Source organism: Candidatus Cryosericum odellii (assembly GCF_003570935.1).
Lineage (GTDB): Bacteria > Caldisericota > Caldisericia > Cryosericales > Cryosericaceae > Cryosericum > Cryosericum odellii.
Window position 1 is genome coordinate 1 of sequence record NZ_QXIU01000199.1, and the last position, 8,269, is coordinate 8,269.

Below are 8,269 nucleotides of genomic sequence, written 5' to 3' on the forward strand. Positions count from 1 at the left end.
GCACGGATGGAGCCATAGAAAACGTCGATGTTCTTGACTTCGAGCAGCATGTCAGGCCCCCTTTCCAAGGTATGCTTCGATGACCCGGGGGTCGTTGCGGATGTACTCGGGCACGCCTTCGCAGATGGTCTCGCCGAAGTCCATGACCTTGATGCGTTCGCACACGCCCATGACTACCCTCATCTGGTGTTCGATGAGCAGGATAGTCAGGTCGAACTTGTCGCGGAGCCAGTGGATCATTTCCATCAGTTCGTCTGCCTCTGCCGGATTCATGCCGGCTGCGGGCTCGTCCAGGATGAGGACTTTGGGTTTGGTGGCAAGAGCGCGGGCGATTTCCAGCCGGCGCTGGGCCCCGTAGGGGAGGGAACCCGAGATATCGTCGGCATGTCCGTCAAGGTGGAACAGGCGCAGCAAATCGATGGCATAGTCGTCGACCTGTTGCTCCCCCTGCCAGTACTTGCGTGTGTGCAGGAACGCATCAGTGTTGCCATAGGGCATACGGAAGTGATAGGCGATCTTGACGTTGTCGATAACGCTGGACTTACTGAACAGGCGGATGTTCTGGAACGTGCGTGCGATCCCTGCCTGAGTGATCTGATAGGTTTTCTTGCCTACAATGTTCTGCCCGTCGAAGACGATGGTACCTTTGGTCGGCATATAGACGCCGGTGATCACGTTGAAGACGGTCGTCTTGCCAGCACCGTTGGGTCCGATGAGGCCGACAATCTCGCCGTGCTCCAGCTGGATGTTGAAGTCGGAAACGGCGCGAAGGCCGACGAAGAACTGGGTGAGATGTTGAACGTCGAGGAGAGCCATTATGCGCTTACCTCCTTCCTTTGACGTTGGGGAATGAGGATGAAGCCGAATTCCTTGAGGCCCATGACGCCTTCCGTCCGGAAGATCATGACCAGAATGAGAATCAGCGGGTAGATAACCATGCGCCACGTCTGCAGGCTGCGCAGCAGTTCGGGCAAAACCGTGAAGATAGCTGCGCCGACCATGGCGCCGCTGATTGATGCTGAGCCGCCGACGTACAGATAAATAAGATATTCCAGCGACTTTGCGAACGTGAAGTTGTCTGGGTGAATGAACTGAAGCAGGTGGGCAAAGACACCACCCGAGACTCCAGCGAAGAAGGCCGAGAAGACGAACACAAACACCTTCTGCTTTGTCGTGTTGACACCTGTAGCTTCAGCAGCGATCTCCGAGTCGCGGACCGCTTTCATGGAACGTCCATGCGACGAGAACAGGTAGTTGCGCATGAGAACGACACTCACGGTTGCGAATACGAAGACGACCTCCAGGTTCGTGAACTTTGGGATGCCACCCAAGCCACGGGGACCACCCAAGAAGTTAGTAACACGGATGACTGTTCGGATGAGTTCGCTGGCCGATAGTGTCACGATCGCCAGATAGTCGCCCTTGAGACGCAGCGATGGCGCACCGACAAGATAGCCTGCTCCTGCAGCCAGCAATCCCCCTGCAAGAATTGCAACAATGAAGATGGGATACCCGACCCATGGATTTGCAGTACTCGCATGTAACCAGACGGTCGTAATCATGGCTGAGGTATAGGCGCCGACAGCCATGAAACCAGCGTGTCCGATGGAGAACTGGCCGGTGAAACCGTTCACCATACCCAGGCTGACCGTCATGACAATGTTGATGCCGACCAGCATGAGAAGCTGGATGTAGTATGCGTTCAGGATGCCCACTAGATTCAGGACCTTGATGGCGATATAGACCAGCACCAATGCAATGACCGTGGCTGCGGTGCGGTGTGCGCGAAGAAAAGCCATGTCAGACCTTCTCCGGAATAAACTTGCCCAGTAAGCCGCTTGGTCGAACAAGTAGAATGACAATAAGGATGGCGAACGCGATGCCGAACCCTAAATTGGAGTCGACCGACGTCGCAAACGCTTCCGAGATACCCATGATATATGCGCCGAGCACGGCTCCGGGGATGTTGCCGATGCCGCCCAGGACTGCTGCAATGAACGCCTTCATGCCCGGCCATATGCCCAGGTACGGGGCTGCCAGCATGCCGTAGGTCGTGCCGTACAGGATACCGCCGGCACCTGCCAGCGCAGCACCCACGATGAAAGCCGTACTTATGACAATGTCGATGTTTATTCCCATAAGGCTGGCTGCTGATTTGTCAGACGACACCGCGCGCATCTGCTTGCCCATGAGAGTCNNTGTTGACAAACCAGAACAGCAGGACCATCAGGAAGATGGAAACGCCGACGTCGAGCAGTACTACGTTGGGGATGGAGAGGCCGAGGTTGCCAGGTATGACAATCTGCTTTGTGACGATGAGGTCAGGGAACTTGCGGAACTGCGGGCCAAAGACGAAAGGCAGTGCGCAGAAGTTCTCCAGGAATAGCGAAACGCCAAGCGCGGTGATCAGCGCCGAAAGGCGGGATTTGTAGCGCAGAGGGCGATACGCAAGTTTCTCCATGACAAAGCCAAACACGCCGGTAATAAACATGGCTGCGATGATCGTTGGAATGAAGGCGCCGCCAAAGATCTTGGCCATGACGGGGGCAAGAAAAAATCCCATATAAGCGCCAACCATGAAAATGTCGGCGTGAGCAAAATTGATGAGGCCCACGATGCCATACACAATCGTATAGCCCAAGGCAATCAGAGCATAAATACTGCCTATCTGAATACCATTGATAAGTTGCTGCAGGAACTGGCCCATATTTTCTCCTCCAACAGGAGGCGCAGCGGGGACATGCCTGGCTTCCGCTGCGCCCAGATGTGAGCTAGGCTTACGGGTTGACCGTCGTCACGTATGTCTGCTGGCCGTTCACGATCTTGATGATGACTGCGGACTTGACGGGGTTGCGGTTTTCATCGAACTTGTAGGCGCCGCCGATGCCCGAGAAGGTTGTATTCTTCATGGCATCCCTGATGTCCGAGCCCTTGATTGAACCGCAGGTCTTGAATGCGTCGAGGAGCAGTCCGGTAGCGTCGTATGCAAGAGAAGAGACTCCCGCGGGTGCTTCCCCAAACTTGGTCGTGTATGATGTGATGAAGCTCTGGACCAAGGGGCTGGGGTCGTCCTTGGAGAAATTGTTAGTGAAGATGGCACCCTCGACGGCCGCGCCACCAATCGTGACGAGGTCAGGTGAATCCCAGGCGTCGCCGCCACCGGCAGGAGCATTCAGACCCATCTGGCGTGCCTGTTTCAACTGGAGGGCCACACCGTTGTAGTAGTTGGGCAGATAAAGGAAGTCAGGATTGGCAGCCTTGATCTTGGTCAACTGAGGCTTGTAGTCGACTGTCGTGGCTTCATTTGTGTAGGCTTCATAAGCGACGACTTTGCCACCCAGCCCCTCAAAACTAGTCTTGAAGATCTGGGCAATACCCATGTTGTAGTCATTGGCGTTGTCGTACAGTACTGCCGCCGTCTTGAGCTTCAGCGTGTTCCAGACATAGTTTGCCATTACCCTTCCCTGAAACGCGTCGAGGAAGCAGGAACGGAAGATGTAGTCACCGACCAGCGTGACCTTCTCATTGGTGGATGATGGAGAGATCATGGGGATGCCGGCAGCCTGCAGGACAGGCGCGATGGCCAGAGAGACCATACTCGTCTGTGCGCCGATGATACCGATGACTTTGTCCTGATCGATGAGTTTGTGGACAGCGCTGGCACCGACCTCGGGCAAACCAGTGTCGTCTTCGTTAATGTAATTGATCGTCGTCTTGACGCCACCGATCGTTGCTCCGCCGGCAGCGTTGAATTCGTCAACAGCCATACGTGCACCCTTATCCTCGGCAATGCCGAAGGAAGACGAAGCGCCGGTCATTCCAAAGATACTGCCCAGATTGACAACCTGGTCAGTGGGTGTGACTGCAGCTTTTTTGCATCCAACGCCAACGCTGACAATTAGTGCGCAGACAAGAATAATAGCAAACAATCTCCTCATGTGATCTCCTCTTTTGATTTAGATGTGTAGTACCGGTTTGTGAAGTAACAAAGTACCGTTAGGCTTGCAGGCCCGTTGATCCCCCTTTCCCAAGAAAACAACAAGGTCTCACGGCGTACTCTCCGCGAAGTCTTCTGGTAACTGCACAGGCTGAGAGCTTGGGTCTCTGTTTATTGTGGACTCCAGACAGAGTGTTGATTGGTGAGCCCGAGACATAACCATCTGATACAAGGTACGAACACAAACCGACTGAGAGTAATGAAGACCACATCAAATCCAACATTTCAACTCCAGGATATCTCGTGTATCGTTTTATGTACGCAACCTCATACATGTGGAGTATCGCGATGCCGCAGGGATTGTCAAGAGGTAGGCAATCTCCCGCCTATCCGGTGCTTCAACACACCGGACGGAGTCGAATGTCAGGCTGACTGTCTGCAAAAGTGGAGCGCAGCAAAGAGGAAAAGGCCAACAATATAGACAACGAAGAGTGAGCTGGAAAGCAGGGCAAAGGATATACTCAGTCCCCACTGTACGGTTTTCACAGGTGTCAACGACCCATGGTCCCGGCGTCGCTCGGGCGTACGTCGTTGGTGATGACAGCCACGGTGCATACCCTGTCGCCGTGGCTGTCATCGTGCTGGTTACGGGTTGACCGTCATCAGGAACGTCTGCTGCCCGTTCTTGATCTGCAGAATGACTGCGGCCTTGATCGGGTCGCGGTTTTCGTCGAACTTGTAGGTGCCGGAGATGCCGACGAAACTGGTATTCTTCATGGCATCCCTGATGTCCGAGCCCTTGATTGAGCCGGCAGTCTTGAATGCGTCGAGGAACAGTCCCGCAGCGTCATACGCGAGAGCAGCAAAGGAATCGGGCGCTGCCCCATACTTGGCCGTGTATGCTTTGACGAAAGTTTGGGTTTTTGGGCTGGGGTCGTCCTTGGAGAAGTGGTTGGAGAAGACGCCACCTTCGACAGCTGCACCACCTATCTTGACGAGGTCAGCTGAATCCCAGCCATCGCCGCCGCCGGCGGGGACATTCAGACCCATATCGCGTGCCTGCTTCAGCTGAAGGGCTACTGAGCCGTAGTAGTTGGGCAGATACAGGAATTCAGGATTGGCAGCCTTGATGTTGGTCAGCTGAGCCTTGTAGTCGACCGTCGTGGCTTCATCCGTGAAGGCTTCATAGGAGACGACTTTGCCACCCAGCTTTTCAAAACCAGCCTTGAAGAACTCGGCAAGACCCTTGTTGTAGTCATTGGCGTTGTCGTACAGTACTGCCGCTGTCTTGAGTTTCAGCGTGTTCCAGACGTAGTTTGCCATCACCGTTCCCTGGAACGAGTCGATGAAGCAGGCCCGGAAGATGTAGTCACCGATCAGCGTGACCCCCGCATTGGTGGACGTTGGTGAGATCATGGGGACGCCGGCAGCTTGCGCGATAGGCGCGACGGCCAGGGAGACCTTGCTCATGACGGCACCGATGATACCGATGACTTTGTCCTGGTTGATGAGCTTCTGGGCGGCGCTGGCGCCGACTTCGGGGGAACCAGTGTCGTCCTCGATGACGGTGTTGATCGTTGTCTTAACGCCGTCGACTGTTGCTCCGCCGGCAGTGTTGAATTCTTCAACGGCCATAGCTACACCGTTCTTGCATGAAGAACCAAAGGTGGCCGATCCGCCGGTCATCGGGAAGATACCGCCCAGGTTGACAACCTGTTCGGTGGGTGTGACCTCAGCTTTTTTGCATCCAACGCCAACGCCGGCAATCAGTGCACAGACAAGAATAATGGCAAGAATTCTTCTCATATTTTCTCCTCTCTTGATGTGGAATGTGATACCAGTTCGTGGAGTAACAGAGCTTCGTCAAGCTTGCAGGTCTGTCGACACCCCCTTTCCAAGGAAGCGAAAAGACCTCACGGCGGATTCTCCGTGAGGTCTTTTGGTAGTTATGTAAGCTGAGGGCTTGGGTTCTCGCTCACTGTAGATTCCAGGCTCAATTCTGCTCAGTGCGCCCAAGGCACGGCCATTTAGTACAAGGCGTGAGCACGAATCGAAAGGGTATAGCGCGTCAAAGTCTGAAATAAAGAAGGGGAACCATCTAACATCCATAATGCATTCTTGCAGAGTGGGTAGAAAAGTCAATAGACAAGAGTCAAGGACTGTGAAGGAGCTATTGGAGTGCATTTAGTGGCATCTTCCGGCATGACTGAGCACGCGGGCCAGTGAACAGACAATAAGGGAGAGGTCGACGTGCCGTACTGTGATCGATGTAGGTAAACCAGCAGCGTAAGGGGCGGATCCGATCGTGACGGAATAGATCTCTGCGTGCCGCGCTTCAGCACCTCATATCAAGTCTGATGTTTCTGGTCCGGGATATTCCAAGTGCCGCTTCATGTATTCAACTTTCTACCGCACACCATTGCGGCGCACGGGCGTACGTCGTTGGTGATGACAGCCGCGGCAACAGGGTACGCGCCGCGGCTGTCATCGTGTTGGTTACGGGTTGACCGTCGTCACGTACGTCTGCTGGCCATTCTTGATCTGTAGAATGACTGCGGCCTTGATCGGGTCGCGGTTTTCGTCGAACTTATAGGCGCCTGCGACACCCACAAAGGTCGTATTCTTCATGGCATCCCTGATATCCGAGCCCTTGATCGAACCGGCAGTCTTGAATGCGTCGAGGAACAGTCCCGCAGCGTCATACGCAAGAGCAGCGAGTGCGTCGGGCGCTGCTCCGTATTTGGCCGTGTATGTTTTGACGAAAGTCTGGACTTTGGGGCTGAGGTCGTCCTTGGAGAAGTGATTGGAGAAGACGCCACCCTCAACAGCCGCGCCACCNNACGTTCAGACCCATCTCGCGTGCCTGTTTCAGCTGAAGGGCTACTGAGGCATAGTAGTTGGGCAGATACAGGAAGTCAGGATTGGCGGCCTTGATGTTGGTCAGTTGGGCCTTGTAGTCGACCGTCTTGTCTTCATCCGTGAAAGCTTCAAAGGCGACGACCTTGCCACCGTTCTTCTCAAAACCAGCCTTGAAGTACTCGGCAAGGCCCTTGTTGTAGTCATTGCCGTTGTCGTACAGCACTGCGGCCGTCTTGAGCTTCAGCGTATTCCAGACGTAGTTTGCCATCACCGTTCCCTGGAAGGGATCGATGAAACAGGCGCGGAAAATGTAGTCGCCGATCAGTGTGACTTGTGTGGCAGTCGACCCGTGCGAGATCATGGGGATACCGGCAGCTTGCGCGATGGGCGCGACGGCAAAGGAGACTTTGCTCATGAGGGGGCCGACGATGCCGATGACCTTGTCCTGCTCGATGAGCTTGTGAGCGGCACTGGCGCCGACTTCGGGGGAACCAGTGTCATCCTCGTTGATGTAGTTGACTGTCGTCTTGACACCGTCGACGGTTGCTCCACCGGCAGCGTTGAACTCCTCGACGGCCATGGTTGCTCCGTTCTTGCCAGAAGCTCCGAAGGTGGCAGCGCCACCAGTCATAGGCTGGATACCGCCCAGGTTGACAACCTGGTCAGTTACTTTGGTAGCAGTGCCGCAACCGGTGATGCCTGCGACAAGTACTGTAAGAACAAGCAAAAATACGATGGTTCGTTTCATCATGGTTCCTCCGGGAAATAGGTTTGTGGTGTTCGTATACAGAGGCTTGACGGAATCGCCGGTCGTGGCATCACCTCCTTCGACGAACGCAAACCGGCCTTGCAGAAATTTCCCCTGCAAGGCCGGTTTCGTCCGGTATGTTGGTGAGGTCAGGCACGTGCGCTGGGTTAGTTGTGCCCGGCATCGCTGTGGCCGTCCTCCTGCTGAGAGTGGATAAGCGGAGGACATGGAGCATGGCCATAGTGAGCGGATGGGATGGTTCGACTGTCATGGAGAACAATAGCGCACATGTAACCATGAAAAATTATCGCACACGGGAGGAAAAAGTCAACATGCGGGGGCTGGGCGGTTCAAATGGTCGTCCAGGAAGTTTTGGAGAGCCATTCTGGGTCAGACAAGTATGTCCCTTGTTCGTGAACCGATTGTGAACGAGATGCGTTTCTGGTGTCCCATCTTCTCAGCATCTCCTCGATATGGTTTCCTGCTCGCGAGAAGTCATTTAACTCAACGACGCGGAGGTTGCGCACGGGCGTCCTCATGCTACAGTAACTAAGAGATATAACTTGTCAGGAGGAACAGATGAAGGATCGTTGTATCAATCGAACAATAGAACTGCGATGGCTGCGAACAGCAATGGAGTACGTATGAACGCGTCCAAGGTGTGGTTCACGGACCTGCGTACGCGCCCCGGTCACAATCTGTTGGACAAGACGGAAGCTCTCATG

Annotated in this window: 5 protein-coding genes and 2 pseudogenes; all 7 read right to left on the bottom strand. The window is 54.6% G+C overall.

Going from position 1 to position 8,269, the window contains the following annotated elements; translation table 11 throughout:
• Positions 1 to 51 precede the first annotated feature (51 nt).
• Positions 52 to 816 carry an ABC transporter ATP-binding protein gene (locus tag SMC5_RS07940; RefSeq protein ID WP_119120280.1) on the bottom strand — a complete coding sequence of 255 codons (765 nt, stop codon included), beginning with the start codon at positions 814 to 816 and terminating at the stop codon, positions 52 to 54.
• Positions 816 to 1,799 carry a branched-chain amino acid ABC transporter permease gene (locus SMC5_RS07945; RefSeq protein ID WP_119120281.1) on the bottom strand — a complete coding sequence of 328 codons (984 nt, stop codon included), beginning with the start codon at positions 1,797 to 1,799 and terminating at the stop codon, positions 816 to 818. Before SMC5_RS07945 ends, SMC5_RS07940 begins: the two co-directional genes overlap by 1 nt.
• Before the next feature lies 1 nt (position 1,800).
• Positions 1,801 to 2,707: pseudogene (locus SMC5_RS11740) on the bottom strand (branched-chain amino acid ABC transporter permease).
• 70 nt (positions 2,708 to 2,777) lie between these two features.
• Positions 2,778 to 3,938, bottom strand: coding sequence for an ABC transporter substrate-binding protein (locus SMC5_RS07955; RefSeq protein WP_119120282.1), 1,161 nt, complete (start codon positions 3,936 to 3,938; stop codon positions 2,778 to 2,780).
• A gap of 644 nt (positions 3,939 to 4,582) precedes the next feature.
• Positions 4,583 to 5,743, bottom strand: a complete 1,161-nt coding sequence (locus SMC5_RS07960) for an ABC transporter substrate-binding protein (RefSeq protein WP_119120283.1) — start codon at positions 5,741 to 5,743, stop codon at positions 4,583 to 4,585.
• A 690-nt stretch (positions 5,744 to 6,433) separates the two neighbouring features.
• A pseudogene (locus SMC5_RS11415) lies at positions 6,434 to 6,715 on the bottom strand (ABC transporter substrate-binding protein); the annotation flags it as partial.
• Between the two features lie 43 nt (positions 6,716 to 6,758).
• On the bottom strand, positions 6,759 to 7,772 hold the full coding sequence (locus SMC5_RS11420; protein ID WP_455423457.1) for an ABC transporter substrate-binding protein: 1,014 nt from the start codon (positions 7,770 to 7,772) through the stop codon (positions 6,759 to 6,761).
• Between the last annotated feature and the right edge of the window lie 497 nt (positions 7,773 to 8,269).